The sequence below is a fragment of the Thiocapsa sp. C2-2m genome, assembly GCF_041903745.1.
Lineage (GTDB): Bacteria > Pseudomonadota > Gammaproteobacteria > Chromatiales > Chromatiaceae > Thiocapsa > Thiocapsa roseilacustris.
This window is the reverse complement of the sequence record NZ_JBBWVD010000010.1, coordinates 108,101-124,342: the sequence shown is the minus strand read 5'-3', so window position 1 is coordinate 124,342 and position 16,242 is coordinate 108,101. Positions and strand designations below refer to the sequence as shown.

Sequence of the window (16,242 nt, the reverse complement as noted above, 5' to 3'; positions counted from 1 at the left end):
TTTCGTCGAATCGCAACAGGCAGGTGTAACCTGGGCTCTCCCCCTTGGCATCCATTGCGACTTGAGTGCCCCTTTTTATCCTGGGCCGACCAGCTGCGCGACCACCGCGTTGACCTGTTGCAGCCGCCGTTGCGGCTCGGCCATGTCCCGGTAGAACCGCAGCTTGTCCCCGCCGTCGAGCTTGAACTCCTTTGGCCTTTGCTGAATCAGGCGGATCAGGTTGTCGGGGTCGATGGTCGGGGATTCGTCGAAGAGGATCCGCCCGCTCGCCGGCCCGGCTTCGATCTTGCGGATCCCGTACGGTTGGACCTTCAGCTTCAGCTCGGTGATCTCGAGCAGGTTCTTGGCCGGCTCGGGCAGCAGTCCGAAGCGATCGATCATCTCCACCTGCAGCTCCCTGAGATCGCCGGCCGTGGCGGCGCTCGCAATCCGTTTGTACATGACGAGCCGCGCATGCACGTCGGGCAGATAGTCGCTCGGTAAGAGGGCGGGTAGGCCGAGGTCGATCTCGGCGCCGTGGCTGAGGGGCCTGTCCAGCTCGGGCGTGCGACCGGCCTTGAGCGCTTGCACGGCCCGCTCCAAGAGATCCATGTAGAGCGAGAATCCGACCTCGTGGATCTGACCGGATTGCTCGTCGCCGAGCAGCTCGCCCGCGCCGCGGATCTCGAGATCATGGGTCGCCAGCGTGAAGCCGGCACCCAGATCTTCCATCGACTCGATCGCCTCCAGTCGCTTTTTGGCATCCGCCGTCATCGCTGTGGTCGGCGGCGTGATCAGATAGGCATAGGCGCGATGGTGCGAGCGCCCGACGCGTCCGCGCAGCTGATGCAACTGCGCCAGGCCCAGCTTGTCCGCCCGGTTGATGACGATGGTGTTGGCGCTCGGCACGTCGATGCCGCTCTCGATGATGGTGGTGCAGACCAGCAGGTTGAAGCGTTGGTGATAGAAATCGCGCATCACCCGTTCGAGATCGCGCTCGCGCATCTGTCCGTGCGCGACCTGCACCCGCGCCTCCGGGATCAGGGCCTCGAGCTTCTGCGCCTGGTTCTCGATTGTTTCCACCTCGTTGTGCAGGAAATAGACCTGACCGCCGCGCTTGAGCTCGCGCAGCACGGCCTCCTGGATCAGGCCGTCGTTCCAGGGGCTGACGAAGGTCTTGATGGGGTGACGCTCGACCGGCGGGGTGGCGATGATGGACAGATCGCGCAGGCCGGACATGGCCATGTTGAGCGTGCGCGGGATCGGCGTGGCCGTGAGGGTCAGGATGTCCACCTCGCTGCGCAGATTCTTGAGCTGCTCCTTGTGGCGCACCCCGAAACGGTGCTCCTCGTCGATGATCGCCAGCCCCAGATTCTTGAATTTCAGGTTGGGCTGCAGCAGCTTGTGGGTCCCGACCAGGATGTCGACCGTGCCGTCGGCCAGACCTTCCAGCACCTTCTTCTGCTCCTTCGCCGTACGGAACCGCGACAGGCTCTCGATCTTGATCGGCCAGTCGGCGAAGCGGTCGGAGAAGTTCTCGAAATGCTGTTGGGCGAGCAGGGTGGTCGGCACCAGCACGGCGACCTGCCGTCCGCCCTGCACGGCCATGAAGGCCGCCCGCATGGCGACCTCGGTCTTGCCGAAGCCGACATCGCCGCAGACCACGCGATCCATCGGCTTGGCGTCTTCCATGTCGGCGATGACGCCCTCGATGGCGCGCAGCTGATCCGGCGTCTCCTCGAAGGGGAAGGCGGCGGCGAAGGCGGCATAGTCGTCGCCCGGCGCCGGGCAGGCCACGCCCTCGCGGGCGGCTCGCCGTGCGTAGATATCGAGCAGCTCGGCGGCGACATCGTGCGCCTTCTGCGCGGCCTTGCGCTTGATCCGATCCCACTGCTCGCCGCCGAGCCGGTGCAGGGGTGCGTTCTCGGGCGAGGCACCCGTGTAGCGCGAGATCAGATGCAGCGAGCTGACCGGGACATAGAGCTTGTCGCCGTTGGCATATTCGAGCGCGAGGAACTCGGTGGTCATGCCGCCGACCTGCAGGGTCTGCAGCCCCAGATAGCGCCCGACGCCGTGCTCCTCGTGTACGACCGGCGCGCCCTCGGTGAGCTCGGTGAGGTTGCGCACGATGGCGTCGCTGTCGCGCTCGCGCGCTCGGCGCCGCCGCTCTTGGCGCACCCGCTCGCCGTAGAGCTGGGTCTCGGTGACCAGGGCGATGCCGCGATCTTCCAGCAGCAGACCGCGCTCCAGCGGCGCGACGGTCAACGCCAGGTGAAGATCACCCTCGACGAAGGACTGCCAGCCATCGACCTGACGGGCGCGGATGTTGAATCCGGCTAGGTGCTCGGCGAGCACCTCGCGCCGCCCGGTACTCTCGGCAACGAACAGGACCCGGCGGTCCGGCGCGCTCAGGAAGTCCTGCAAGCCCTGCGCGGGTTGCGCCGCGCGCGCCTGGATGGCGAGCGGGGGCAGGGTGGTGGTCGCGAAGTTGTGGAAGGCCGCATAACCCTTGCGCCGATCCGGCACCTCGGGGGACTGATAGAGCACGCCCGACAGCCGGTTGAGCGCCCCGGCCATCTCGTCGGGCTGCAGATAGAGCTTGGCCGGCGGCAGGAGCGGGCGCTCGATATCGTGACGACGCTGCTCGTAGCGCTGAGCGACGCCGGCGATGAAGCTCGTCGCGGTCTCGCGGCAGGCGTCGGACTCCAGGGCCAGGACGCCCGCGGGCAGATAATCGAAGAGGGTCGCGGTGGTCTCGAAAAAGAGCGGCAGATAGTATTCCAGGCCGCCCGGCGTGCGCCCCTCCGACACCTCGCGATAGACCAGGCTGGCTTGCGGGTCGCCCTCGAAGCTCGCCCGATACCGCTGGCGAAAGCCGGAGATCGCCTCTTCGGTCAGCGGAAACTCGCGCGCCGGCAGCATCCGGACCCGTTCCAGCTTCTCCTGCGAGCGCTGGGTCTCCGGGTCGAAGGTCCGGATGGTCTCGACCTCTTGATCGAAGAGATCGATGCGCAGCGGGACCTCGCTGCCCATCGGGAAGACGTCGAGCAGCGACCCGCGCACCGCATACTCGCCGTGACCGATGACCTGGGAGACGCAGGAATAGCCGGCACGCTCCAAGCGGCGCCGGGTCGCATCCAGGTCCAGCCGATCCCCGACCGCAAGGACCAGTGACTGCCCGTCCACATACTCGCGCGGCGGCAAGCGCTGCATCAGGGTGGCGACCGGGACGACCAAGACGCCCTTCTCCAGCCCCGGCAAGCGGTGCAGCGTCAAGAGCCGTTCCGAGACCAGCTCAGGAAGCGGCGAGAAGACGTCGTAAGGCAGGGTCTCCCAGTCCGGAAAACCCAGCAGCGGGAGGCCGCTCCCGGCCAAAAAAAATCCGAGCTCGGCGCGCAGATGGGCGGCGGCTTGAACATCCGGGACGACCGCGAGGATCAGCCCCTCATGCGCGCGGGCGGCCTCGGCGATCGCGAGCGCGATGCTCGCGCCGTACAACCGCCCCCACAGCAGACGCTCGCCCGGTCGACCGGGCAGCGGCGGACCGAGCGGAGACGGCATCTTGTTCAGGGCCACCGGGTGCATGGACGGCATTACCTCGGGAGGACGACAGGGCGAGGATTCTCGCACAGCCTCGGCGCGGTTGCAGTGCACGCGGTCCCGCGGTCGCTACCATCGGGTGTGAAAGCATCCGGCTTGGCGCCCGTTGACGGTTCCGCGGTCGGTTCCGCGCCCGTATGGAGCGTCGCGCGCCGCCGACCCGGCGGGCAGCGCACGAACGGGGCAGTGGGTCCTGAGTGTGTCCGGTCGGACGGTTTGACGTTTCCGGATGCCGCGTCGGGAGGCTGTTGCAAATACGCGATCAGCGGCTTATTCAAGTGTAAATTCAACATGCGATCTGCAGCCGAAACACCATGGAGCTTGCTGCCAAACCCAACCCTGACCCGCGGGCCGTTCTCACAAAGGCACTGTTGAACGCCGGCCGCACGCTGGGGCTGTCGCAGGAGGCGCTCGGCGCCATCATCGGGCGCGACCGCAGCTCCATTGCCCGCGGTCTCGATCCCGACAGTAAGGCCGGCGAGCTGGCCTTGCTGTTGCTCCGTTGCTATCGCAGCCTTTACTCGTTGGTCGGCGGCCGGCAGCAGGACATGCGTCACTGGATGCATACCGCTAGTCGCGACATCGGCGGTATTCCGGCGGAACAGGTACACTCGGTCGCCGGCTTGGTGCGCGTCGTCGAGTATCTGGACGCTTCGGGACGCGCTTTGAGCCGAGTCTGCTCTACGGTTCGCGCGGGCTCCCGGCCCTCCTGGCCGAGGTCGCCTACTATCGCTTCCTGTTCTGGACCGGCATGGAGGTTCCCCCGCCGTCGGGCCGGCTGCTGACCCAACACACCCAGTTCCGTGTCCGTCGGCGAAGCGAGCGCGGTGTCCGCCTGCAGGCGCCGCCCTGCGCTGCCTACGAGGCACAGCTCCGTCACCCAAGCGACTACCGCGACTGTCAACGTCTGGGGAGCGCACTACGCGAGAGCGGTGTTGGTGCCTTCGAGCTCGTCTCCGCCCGCGATCCGGAGCGCGGCATCAATGTCGCGCTGCTCGGGCCGGAGGCATTGACCAGCCGCGCCCCGCTCGGCGTTCGTGCCTGGTTGTGCGAGACCCGTGCCGATCGCATCCTCTTCGTGTCCGAGGATGAGCCCGAGCTGCATGTCCTTGCATTCGATCTCTTCACGATCGACGGGGGCTCCCGGCGGGTTGAGGACTGTGCGGTCGCATGCCACCGCGAAACTGCCCGGCAATCGGATGTGCAGTCGCGGGCTCATGTCGGTCTCCGCATCTCAGATCCTTTGGGCGACCATCAAGGCCAGGTCGCCCAAACCGCTTTCGGGTGCGGCGAGTCGGCCTTCGGCTCGGTAGGCGCGTTTGGCGAGGTTGGATGGGGCATGGATTGAAGGGGATCCGACAGGGCCACCTGTTTGCTCATCGGTTTGAGTCTATGAGCTTAACAGGTTTTTCCGGGAGCCCATCCCGTCGAAGGAGTGGTCGGAGGAGGGGTTGGCGGCGGTCGAGACGCGCCGCCGATAGCGATCAACGCCGGGGCGCGCTATTCCCCCGGCGTCTTGAGCGGAAACGCCTTCGCATAGCCTGCGCCGAGTCGAGGATCGTCACGCTCCGCAATCACGGCGCCCAGGCGCTCCCGCAGCCGAGCGTTGTTGCGATAGGTGCCCAGCTCGGTGATCGCGACCTCGGCGCTCGCGCGATCCGCATCCGCCACGACGGAGACCAGCCAGTCGAGCGCCGCCTCGCTGCGGTGCAGCGCCGCCGCCCGCAGCAGAAGGTGCTCCGCGCTGCGCTTGAAGGGCTCGGCGTCCCAGCGGGCGCGCAGCAGATCCAAGGCGCCGTCGAGCCGCGACTCCCCGAGCGCGAGTGCGGCGAGACCGTTGATCTCCAGACTCGGCGTGACGAGAAATCCGCCCACAAATTCAAGCGCATCCTCCCCGGCCACCTGCAGGAGTGCGGCAAGACAGTCGCCCGTCACCTCCGGCTCCGGATCGCCGCCGAACGCCTTGGAGCGCAGCACCGCCTCGGCCGCCAAGGGTTGCGTGCAGGCGATCGCACGCGCCGCGCCGCTGCGGGCATGCGGCTCCGGGTCGTGGAGCAGGTGGACCAGGTGGATCAGGGCACGCGGATCGCTCGTGGCCGCGAGCCCGATGGCGCAGCTCACGCGTAGATCCACGGCCGTATCGACGCTGCCTCCCCACACCGGCTCGGGTTGGCGATAGCGGATGCCGGCGATGTAGAAACCCACGTCCTGACTGTCCAGTGCGACCAGTGCGCGCGCGATCGCACCCTTGGCCGTGCAGCCCGGATCGCGCTTTGCGGGATCCTCCAGGAAACGGCAATAGGCCGCGATCAGGTCCGGCTCGAGCGCATAGATCAGCCGATCACCGGCCAGCTCCGCGGCCTTGGCGACCATCAGGCGATGCCGATCGGCCAATGCCTCCCGTGCCGCGGCCAGCACGCGTTCCGGGGTTTCCCGATCACAGAGAGATCGGAAGGCATCGATCTGTTCGCGGATGTCGCGGCGTGAGGCCATTTACGGACCCTATCGAAGCGGTGCCATGAGCACGGGCGTAGCGGGCTTGTTCGCGCTCATTGGCTCTCCGCATGCTGATGATACGGCGCGCTTCGCCGCGGGGCGACCAGACGATGACGACGATGCGGGCATCGAGCTTGCGGACTGTGATGTATCGACACTCATCGTAATTCCGCCGCAGGTCTTTTGGTGCGAAGTGTCGATCCGCGAATACCTCGGCGGCGCGGGCGCAATCGAGGCGGCGCTCCAAAAGCGCTCCAAAAGGGTTCTGCGTAGCTTACCCAGGTCGAAATCGATCCGCACCGGATGTATCGTAGCGACAACAAAGGGTGTGTCAGGCTGCTCACCTGCCAAGGCCCCGTGCAGGCGCGTGCACCCCAGTATCAGCAGATGCTGATTGCGCTGGTGATCGATCTGGGCATGTTGGGCCCGAGCGCGCGGGTGAGTGTGGATGACCTCTACTCCGGGGCGGTGCATCGCAGCGTGCGCTCCGGCGAGCAGGCCATGCAGCAGGCCAGCTCCCGCTTTTCGTCCGGCTTGGGTGCGGCCGCGAGCGCGACTGCCTCCCGGTCGGGCGAGAGCTTCGATGCTCGCTTGCAGCGGCGCCTCCCCCGGCGGTGGGTTGATCTCCTCGGCGAGCAGTGCGGTGACGCTCACCTCGGGTAAGGTCCGGTCGGGGCGCGCCGGGGCCTTGAGCGTCACCCGCACGGCCTCGAGCTGCTGGGTCACCGGGCGCGCCGGGCGGCCGCTCGCCGCCGGACGCTCGAAGGTGATCTCGGTCAGGACGGGGGCGGTGTCAACCGCCCGGCCCCGGTCTGCTTCACCGCCATGGCGAGCGCCTTGGGCTGGGCGATCAGCACCACCAGTCGCTTGCCGCGGGTCACCGCGGTGTAGAGCAGGTTGCGCTGCAGCAAGGTGTAATGCTGGATCGCCAGCGGGATGACCACCGCCGGGTACTCCGATCCCTGGGCCTTGTGGGCGCTGGTGGCGTAGGCGAATGCGAGGGCGTCGAGATCGCCGGTCTCGTAGGCGACGGGGCGCCCCTCGAAGTCGATGGTCAGGATTCCTTCTTCCAGATCGATCGTGCGGATCCGTCCGATGTCGCCGTTGAAGACCTCCTTGTCGTAGTCGTTCACCAGCTGGATAACCTTGTCGCCCCGGGCGTAGGTCCAGCCGAAGCGCTCGATGCGCGCGGGGGGGGGCGGATCCTGCGCGAGCCGGCGCAGATGGCCGGCCACTCCGCGCTCGGCGCGCTGCAGGGGCGCGAGGAAGAGGGCAGGGCGCTAGGCGATCGCATCCGCGGTCCTGAAGCCGATGCCCCAAATATCGAGCGCCAGCCGGTAAGGATTCTCGCGGACCTTCTCGACCGCGGCGTCCCCGTAGGTCTTGTAGATGCGCACCGCGCGCGCCGTGCCGACCCGGTGGGACTGCAGAAACACCATGACGGCACCGCTGAGCGGCTCGGTTGGGGCGGGGGTCGAAGAATGGGCGGTCAGGTGTCCCGACTGCGACGAGAAAAACTCAGGTGAGCCCGGAATACATCCGTGCCATCCTTTTGGCGCGCGTCATTCCGACATAGACCAGCTTTCGCAGGTTTTCGTCCAGCTCGCGATTGACCACGATCGCCACGGCATCGAACTCCAGGCCCTTGGCCCGGTGCAGGGTCATCGCGAAGATCCGGGCATCCTTGCGGCTCAAACGCTCGCGGTGATTGACCGTCGCCACCTTCAATCCGGACTCGCGAATCTGCTTGGCCAACTGATCACGCAGCTTGATGGTCGGGGCCATGACGCCGATGGTGTTGTCGGCGTTCTCCTGCAGGCACTGCTGGATGAACTCCAGCACGCCGTCTCGGATGGCTTCCATGGACGCACCCTGGATCCGTTCCGGCGCCGGGCCGTGCATCAGCGACTTGTAGCGCGTGATCTCGTCGCTGCCGCCATCCAGGTCATCGATCTCGATGCCCTCCAACAGCGATACCGCCTCGCGACGGATCTCCTCGGTCGTGCGGTAGTTCAGGTAGAGTTTCCGTGCGCGGCCGCGGATATCGATGCCGCAACTGCTCATGCTGGCCTTGTTCTTGGCGTAGATCCGCTGGTGCCCGTCGCCGACGAACATCAGATCGTTCGGGCCAGGGGCGACCAGGGCGCGGATCAGCCGCAGCGCCTGCGGACCGAAGTCCTGGGTTTCGTCGACGACCGCATGCGCATAGCGGGGCTCGGCTTCCTTGGCCAGGATCGCGCAGGCGTCGCGATAGGCATCGTCCGGCTCCTTCAGACCCTTGGCGCTCAACTGGAGGCGATAGTTCTCGAACAGCTCCCAGAGTGCATCGCGCTTCTTGCGCGACAGGATGACGCCTCTGCCGCGTCTTGGCGCCTCGCGGTAGGCGTCGCGCGTCTCCAGCCCCTGGGCGAGCACCACCTGCTCGAACTCCTCCCTGACGAGCTCGCGCGACACGCCCAGCGCGCTGTCGAAATCCACCATCACCGCATCCCAGATCGGCGCGCATTTGGCCTCGTAGTCGAAGGCGATCTCATGCTCGTAGCGCTGGGCCTTGAGCAACCGAAAGACCAGTGCATCGAGGTTGATCACCTCGATCCGTTTCAATTGCTCCGGGCTGCAGATCGACCTGAGTCCGTCCTCGATGTCGAGCGCCAGGTTGGTCGTGAAGGTGGTGAAGAGCAGCTTGCGTTCGGTCAGAACCATGCCGGAGGCGAGATGTTTGGCCCGATGCATCGCCAGGACCGTCTTACCCGTCCCCGCGCCGCCGAGGATGCGGCTCGGTCCGTTCAGGCTGCGGCTCGCCAGCCGGCGCTGGGTCGGGTGCAGGAAGACGCGCCATTGTTCCAGGGGAGCGGAGAGGATCTCCTGGAGATCGTTCTCCCCCTCGACGACATAGAACCGGGAGCGGCTCTCGTCGCGCTCCGCCGCCGTGGCGAAATCCTCGGTATCGATCTGTCGATCGACGCGCGTCTCCCGCGACGCCAGGATGCCGGACAGCGCATCACCGGCCAGCAACAGAAACAGCCCTTCGTAAGCCTCGACGGGCAATTCATCCTGCATCGCATCCAGATCTCCCTCGGAGCGGATCGTCCGCACCGCCGGGAGCATCGCCTCGGGCACGCCCAAGGCCATCAGATCGCGGTCGGAACAGGCCCCATAGCAGGGCTCCGGCTGGGATGCTTGAGGCGCCACCGAGCGTTGCAGGGTGCTCTCGACGAAACCGACATTGGTCAGTGTCAGCGCACCATTGACCGGGTTCACGCTCATGGTTCTGCGGGTCGCCCAGGCGTAGGCGTCATCGTGTTGATCGATGTGCAACCAGATGAAGACGTTGTCCTTGGGTGCCCGAAAGATGATGCCGCGATAGTTCTGATCGACCCGAACCGAGCGGAAGTTCTTGTCCTTGGCCCCCTGGATGGTCTCGTAGTGGATGCCGGGGCTGCGCGGATCGGTCTGAAACTTGAGCATGAACTCCAGCGCCTTGGTCTGCACCGCGGCCGGCAGCGCGGTCATGCGCTTGATCACATCATTGCTGACGATGATTTTGACGTCTTCGATCATGATCCTTGTCCTGTCAGCGCCGCTTCGACGGCAAGCCACCAGTCATCGCCTTCTTCGATCACCCGAAAACCGGCGGCCTGCCACGCCGGGCTGAAATCCGTCTGCCCGGCACTCAGAAAGACGACCCGCGCCTGCTCCCACAGCGCTTCGGCCATGCGATAGCCGCCATCATCCTCGATCTCCGCGCCGATCTGCTCGGGCGCCGGTCGGCCGCTGTTGGCCAGAGACAGAAAGCCTGTCCTCAAGCGGTCCAGGAATTCGTTCTCATCGAGAATCCGGTTCCAGTCCGCGCCGACCCTTGCCGGGCGAACGGCCGACGGCGCCAACACCGACAGCGTCGCCCCGGCGTCGAGCAGGCTTTGCGTCAGCAGTGCCACGCCGGGAACGGCCTGCAGGAGATTGGCGAGGCGCAGCCACTGCCGCCAATGCCGGCGTCCGAATTTGAAGTCTGCGCTCCCCGCCGCATCGTCCAGCACCAGAGCGCCGGCCTGCGGGTAGGCCGAATCATCCTTGCCGGTCATGAATTTGGGTTCCGCGCTCCCCACCCACTGCAGGGGCATCTTACCCGGGCTGTGCAGATGCACGGCGCGCGCCTCCGTTCCGAGCCAGTCCGGCAACGCGCGGAGCACCGCGTCGTGGCGAGCCTTGACCAAGGCGTCGATCTCATGCGGCCGTCTTGTCGATTTGATCAGCAGGTATCGACCCGTCTCCCGCAACTGATCCAGCGGATCCCGCTCTGTCGAATCCGCCTGTCCCAGCAACCGCAACAGGAGTGCAATGGCATTGGACGCCAGTTCCTTCGGCGAAAACGGCGGCAGCCGATCCAGCGGGATGGCGCGCCCCGTGTCGGTCTCCAGCACATCCAGCGGGCCGGGCAGATCCGTGCCGGTCTTCAGTGCATGCGCCGCCTCGATATCCTCGTAGGTCACCGACCAGACCCGATAATCGCCGCGCAGCATCAGGGTCGCGCGCTTGCGCGCGTCCTCGGACAGCGTCATCTGATGGAACTCCCAGCCATCCACGAACACGGCGATCGGTCGCATCGGGCTTGCGGTCTTGGTCGGCGTGATCAGGAAATCGGGCTGGCAGAGCACGTGACCCGAGGCCGGGTCCTCGATGGGCCATTGGGTATCAACCCAGTAGGTGTTGGCACCCAGCGTCAGCAGATAGGCCGTTTTGCCCGCCTTGATGTCCTGCGTCACCTGGACGACGGGGAAGCGGCTGTTGTCGGAATCCAGGTGCCCGCTCAGCGCCTTGATCGCGGGCAGGAAACGCCGTTCCAGTTCCGACCCGAACGCGGGATTGATGTTGATTTCGGACAGACAGGGCACCTGCGTGCGCTTGAAATCACCCTGGACGAGCTCGTCGAGCATCTCCAGTGCGGCGCTGCGTGAGATGTTCTTGCGGTGTCGGCCCTGGCGATACTGGAAGACGCATTGGTAGCAGCCATCCACCCCGTCCTTATCCCGACAGCCGCAATCACGGATAACGGCATGGGCGACCGCGAGCACCTCGGTCAGGGTGTTCGCCTCCCCGGCCAGCATCTGCTGCAAATAGCCGGTACCGCCCGGCACCGAATCATAGATGAGGATGTAGCTTTTGCCGCTGCTCGCGTCGGCGGCTGGCTCGCTCCCCGGCCCACTCCCGGGCTCGGCCATGGTCTCGAAGCGCAGGTGGTCGACCTTGCCGCCGAAGCGTTTGCGCAGCCCCAACTGCAGCGCCGACATGAAGGAATAGGTCGTGCGATCCCCGGAGCCAAAGCCCCTGGGCACCAGGATACGCAGACACTCGGACTCGAACTGCCGATACAGGAAGAGCTCGCTCAGCAGATGCTCGCTGCCGGTCGCATGGCGATGCCGGCAATCCGGGGTATGGGCCTGCTCGCGGGTGTCGTCTTGCCCCGCGCGAACGGCACGTTGCACCTTGCCACACTCGCCACACAAGGCGAATCCGGACTTGGTGCTGTCGTCTCCGGCAATGATGGTGGAGGGCAGGGCCGGGTTGGCCACCGATGGCTGGCCCAGATTCAGATCGTGAAAGACCGCCCTGGCGATGAACTCGAAGCCGTAGATCGCCTGACTCGACTCCAGACGCCAGGCATTGCGCACATCGCCGGCGTCGAAATTCATCAGCAGTCGCCGGGCGTAATAGCGGGGGTTGCGGGCCTCGTCCGATTCGGTGATGCGCGTCCGGTCGGCACGATCGATATTGGCCACGGCGCGCCGCAGACGCAGCAGCGGGCGGACCTGGCTGGTGTCCGCCCAGCCGGTATTGCCGCAGTGCGGACAGCGGTCCTGGTGCGCGGCCGGGTCGGTGAGCGGACTCAGGACGTGACAGCTCGGGCAAAAGCGATGCGCCAGCGGCGGTTCGACACTCATGTCCACCTGGTCGATCTGCACCTTGCTCTTGTGTGCGAAGAAGGTATTGAGCGGGGCGAACTCCGCGAGCGCGGCGTGGGCCGGGCGGCTGTAGCGATGCACCGGCGTGGCATAGGGCTCGCCGGTGGCCGACTTGGCGCCGTGCACGATGGTGGTGAGCGACACCCCTTCCTCCGGAAAGGCATAGTTCGGCAAGAGACCGGCGTTGGTCATGGCCTCCAGCAGATGCTCGTTGTTCATCTGCTGGATGCGCTGGCCCAGACCGGCGCGCTCCGTCTCCAGAAGCGCGATCTCGGCCAGGGTCTGCTCGTCCTCGGGGCGCTTCTTGAGTCGGCCCAGCTCCTGATTGATCTTCTTGCGACGGGCTTTCCAGGATTCGCGCTCGGCGTGCGCCTCCTCGAAAAAGGCGAGAAACCGCGCACGCAGGTTCTTGTGCTGCTCGCTGCCGGAGATAAAGCCTTCGAGCTTCTCCCGCGTCTCGGGGGTCAGGTGACTGCCCAGCATCCGACAGAAGGCGTCGAACAGGATCGGTTCGTGGCGGTTGACGAAGTCCAGATAATTGAATGGAAAACGTCTGATGTCGCCGTCGCCGCTGGCGACCTGATCCAATGCCTCGCTGAGCTTATCCGGCAGCGCCGGCGTGCCCTCCGCCACCCAGTGATCGAAGAAGAAGGCATAGAGCTGCCGGCGCAACACCTCGGCGGCGCCCAGATAGATGGCCGGCGCCTCCACCGCGCCGTGCAGCATCTCCAGCGGGTTGGCGAAATAATACTGGTCGTGCCCATCCGGGGAGGCATCGGCGATGGCGAAGACCGCCGCGTTGCCGTCCAGCCGACCGGCGCGACCGATGCGCTGGATGAAATTGGCCTGGTTCGGCGGCACCCCGCCCAGCATCACACTGGCCAGGGCGCCGATATCGATGCCCATCTCCAGCGTGGGTGTGGCCGAGAGCAGGTTCTCGAACCAGGGCTGGGTCTCCTCTGGCTTGGCCATGAAGCGGGTCTGCAAGGCGAGCCGTTCGTCGCGCTCCAACAGACCGGTGTGCTCGTGCGCGATCACCCGCGTCAGGTCGCCGCCCTTGAATCGGCTCTGCCACCAGTCGGGCGCGGCTACCGGATCAGGCCGCAAGCGTTCGCCCGGGCTGTTCCAGGCCGGCAGACCGTCCAGCGCATCGGCGGCCTCCTCGGGCACCCACAGGGCCTGCGCCGCCGACGGCGTGACCAGGCGGCGCAACTGCTGATGGAGGTTCAGCCGATCGGCATTTAAACCAAACACCCGCGCCTGCTCGCCGCGATGATCCATCTGCACGAAGCGCCCGAGACCGGACTGCTCCAATGCCTTGAGCAATTCCTCGTAAGCCAGGGTCAGGATGCCGGGGGAATAGAGGTTGATCCCCAGGGCCAGTTGCGCCCAGGTGAGCAAGGGGTTACCGGCGCGTTCTTCGAGATTCAGAAAGTCGTGTCGTCCGGCCTCGCGCGTGACAAACCGCGGCGGGGATGACTTGCCGCGATGGGGCATCCAGCGCTTGCGGTGGGGGGCGAATTCAAAGGCACCGAAGTCCCCGGTTTCGGCCAGTTTCTCCAGGTCCAGATGAAAGACACCGCCGGCACGGATCAGCGCCAGCAGGGTGCCGAGGACCCAGTGGAAAAGGCACTCCTCGTCGAGATGCTCCAAGCCGCCGCCGGCCTCGCGCAGAACCGGCAGAAGCCGCGTGTTCACGGTCCGGAGTGCGTCGAGATCCGGAAACAAGACCGCCACGCCGACCTTGCTCAGGGTACGCCCCCGATCGGAGCGATAGGTCAGCTCCTCGACGGCGCGCCACTGCAGACGCCGGCACAGCAGGTCCGGCAGCGAGGCACCCTGCGGGAGATCGTGATGCAAGAGCAGATGCTTCCAGTCCCGCAGCCATTCCATCGCCGGCGGGATGAAGCGGGCCACGAAGTCGCGCGGTGTCATGGCCAGCGGGCTGGCGGAATCCAGATAGGAGCGTCCCAGCCGTTCCAGGGCCTGATCCCAGGGCAGCGTCGGCGGCAGAGTGGCCAACGCCTTGGCCAGACCGGCGCGCATCAGATGGCCCTCGGTCTTGGACTCGATATAGCCCGCCCGGTGGGCGGCGTCCTGCACCGAATCCGAAAACAGGATCAGCTTTTTCTGATGATTCAACGGTGCCGCCCACAGCCGCTCGACGGCATGCGCCGCGATGCTCGTGGTCTGGGCGCCGATGATCAGCAGACGGTCGCGTTCGCCGCACACCGGGCAGATGTCGTCGTGGACCGTCACCTCGCGCCCGGCTTGCCCCCCGTCCTTGTCCTTCAGGCGCTTCGCGCGCGTGGCCGAGACCCGAAACACCGGCAGGATGTCCTCGCCGCGGCAGTGCGGGCACTGGGTCACCTGATCATGCCCAAGGGCGCCGCATTGGCCGCAGAGGGTGTGCGCCAACACCGGTGTCATGGCGATCCGCTGGCCGCCCGCCATATCGGCACGCGGATAGATGCGCGCCAGGAAGGGATCCCGATTGCGCGCGAAGAAGGCCGCATAGATCTTGTCTGGACTCTGCTCGACCCGGCTCTCCTGCGGCGCTTTGAGCGTCAGCCAGCCGGTCGCCCGGCAGTTGCTGCATTGCACCACCGGCAGCCGCAACTGCTCGCGCCGGCTCAGGACGCTGGCCTCGGAGGCCAGCTCGATCTCCTCCGGTTTCGCGCTCACCGTGGCCAGTACCCGACGCAGCTCCTGGACCCAGATCTGCACGCGCAGGGTGACCAGGTGACTGAGCTGCCCCGTAGGCGTGTCGGCTGTGACCGATTGCCCCGCATAGGGTGCGCGTGCCCAGGCGACCAGGGTCAGCAGCGCGATGATGATCCCGTCGGCGTGCGGACGCAGCCCGGCACTCAGGGTGCGCGTCATCCTGTCGGCGATCTCGTGGACGCTGACCGGCGCCTGGGTGGCGATCCGCAACAGGGTCTGGAACAGCAGGTGCTTTTTGAGCTCCTCGCCGAGCCGTACCCGCCCCTCGGCGGTTTCGATCCCGGCCATCAGCACCGCAAGCAGACCGGGATCATTGAAAAAGGCCGGCAAAAAGGTCGCGACCGCCTCCGGCTGGCCGGCAAAATCACGCGCAGAAATGGCCCGCAGTACGCCGGCATCATCGGCCAGCAGGGACTCCACCACCCGGTCGCCGATGAAGGCATCGAAGCCTTGGCGGCGCTCGGTGATCACCGCATCCGCATCGAACTCGGTGGCGAAGATCTGGCCCGCATAGTCGCGCAACGGCCGGGTGCCGCCGGCATCGCCCTGGCCCGCATCGCCCGGTCCGGCATCGCCCAGCGTCGCCGAGGTGCCGATGCAGATCAGCCTGCAGTCGTCGCACTTCAGGCGCTGGCGCAGACGGCGAATGAGCATGGCCAGATCCGTGCCCTGGGCGCCGTCGAAGGTGTGCAGCTCGTCGACGATCAGGTAGCGCAGTGTCTCGGGGGCATTGAATCGCCACAGGGGCTGATCCCGCGGGCGGATCAGCAGGAAGTCGAGCATCTTGTAGTTGGTGAGCAGGATGTCCGGCGGGTTGTCCCGCAGCACGTCCTTGTCCGTGATGACGTGGTCAGGCCCCATTGCGGGATGATCCGGCTCCGGATTCTGCCCGGCCTTGGCGGGCCGATAACGCGTCTTACCAGATCCGACGAACAGTCCGACGCGGATGCCGGCGAATGCCGGGGTTCCGTGCACCAGCTCGGCGATGCGTCCGGCTTGGTCGTCGGCCAGTGCGTTCATTGGATAAATGATGATGGCCTTGATGCCGCGGGGCTGATCCGGCATCTGCCGAGCCCGTGCGACATGATCCAGCACCGGGTAGAGGAAACACTCGGTCTTGCCCGAGCCGGTCCCGGTCGCAACCAGGGTGGATTTGCCCGCCACCGCACAGCGCTGCCAGGCCAGCTCCTGATGGAGATGGGCCGGGTGCTCGGTTCGGAAGTCCTTGAAGAAGTCTTTACCGGCAGTGCCGGGGACAAAGGGCATGCCCAGTTGGATGTAGGGGCCTTTGACCCAGGTGGGCTCGTCGATCAGGCGGCGGACGGCGTCCTTGAACAGTGCCGTGGAGGGCTCGAACTGGGCGCGCAGCGTCTCGGCGACACCGCGTCGAACCTCGTCGACGACCAGCGATGGAAGCATAACCGGAGCCCTGTTGCGCTCGATGCGAGAGCATTTGCTTTGTCATTTTGCCCACGAAGCGTAT

The 16,242-nt window shown here is 66.2% G+C and carries 8 protein-coding genes and 2 pseudogenes; 3 read left to right on the top strand and 7 right to left on the bottom strand.

Translation table 11 applies throughout. The features are described from left to right. Positions 1–75: 75 nt before the first annotated feature. Positions 76–3,564, bottom strand: coding sequence for a transcription-repair coupling factor (gene mfd / locus AADX97_RS09705; protein ID WP_374232556.1), 3,489 nt, complete (start codon positions 3,562–3,564; stop codon positions 76–78). Between the two features lie 329 nt (positions 3,565–3,893). Here mfd and AADX97_RS09700 point away from each other — a divergent pair. Both AADX97_RS09700 and AADX97_RS09695 read left to right on the top strand, forming a co-directional pair. Then, positions 3,894–4,232 (top strand): annotated as a pseudogene (locus AADX97_RS09700) (antitoxin Xre/MbcA/ParS toxin-binding domain-containing protein); the annotation flags it as partial. Between the two features lie 23 nt (positions 4,233–4,255). After that, a complete protein-coding gene (locus tag AADX97_RS09695) occupies positions 4,256–4,927 on the top strand; it encodes an RES family NAD+ phosphorylase (protein WP_374232684.1) in 672 nt (223 codons plus the stop codon). Positions 4,928–5,079: 152 nt separating this feature from the next. Here the strand turns inward: AADX97_RS09695 and AADX97_RS09690 are convergent, their stop codons facing one another. Beyond that, on the bottom strand, positions 5,080–6,072 hold the full coding sequence (locus AADX97_RS09690) for a HEAT repeat domain-containing protein (protein WP_374232557.1): 993 nt from the start codon (positions 6,070–6,072) through the stop codon (positions 5,080–5,082). Beyond that, positions 6,017–6,322 (bottom strand): BrnT family toxin, encoded by a 306-nt coding sequence (locus tag AADX97_RS09685; protein ID WP_374232559.1) that lies wholly within the window; start codon positions 6,320–6,322, stop codon positions 6,017–6,019. Before AADX97_RS09685 ends, AADX97_RS09690 begins: the two co-directional genes overlap by 56 nt. A gap of 56 nt (positions 6,323–6,378) precedes the next feature. Here AADX97_RS09685 and AADX97_RS09680 point away from each other — a divergent pair, with 56 nt between their 5' ends. Then, the gene (locus tag AADX97_RS09680) at positions 6,379–6,738 is read left to right on the top strand and encodes a hypothetical protein (RefSeq protein WP_374232561.1); all 360 of its coding nucleotides are present in this window, start codon (positions 6,379–6,381) and stop codon (positions 6,736–6,738) included. A gap of 113 nt (positions 6,739–6,851) precedes the next feature. On the opposite strand, the pseudogene AADX97_RS09675 reads toward AADX97_RS09680, so the two are convergent. From AADX97_RS09675 to AADX97_RS09660, 4 genes and pseudogenes are all read right to left on the bottom strand, one after another. After that, positions 6,852–7,268, bottom strand: a pseudogene (locus AADX97_RS09675) (ATP-dependent RecD-like DNA helicase); the annotation flags it as partial. A gap of 87 nt (positions 7,269–7,355) precedes the next feature. Further along, the gene (locus tag AADX97_RS09670) at positions 7,356–7,514 is read right to left on the bottom strand and encodes a helix-hairpin-helix domain-containing protein (protein WP_374232562.1); all 159 of its coding nucleotides are present in this window, start codon (positions 7,512–7,514) and stop codon (positions 7,356–7,358) included. Positions 7,515–7,593: 79 nt separating this feature from the next. Beyond that, entirely contained in the window at positions 7,594–9,636 is a 2,043-nt protein-coding gene (locus AADX97_RS09665) for a UvrD-helicase domain-containing protein (protein ID WP_374232563.1), read from the bottom strand. Continuing rightward, positions 9,633–16,178 (bottom strand): DEAD/DEAH box helicase, encoded by a 6,546-nt coding sequence (locus tag AADX97_RS09660; protein ID WP_374232565.1) that lies wholly within the window; start codon positions 16,176–16,178, stop codon positions 9,633–9,635. Before AADX97_RS09660 ends, AADX97_RS09665 begins: the two co-directional genes overlap by 4 nt. Between the last annotated feature and the right edge of the window lie 64 nt (positions 16,179–16,242).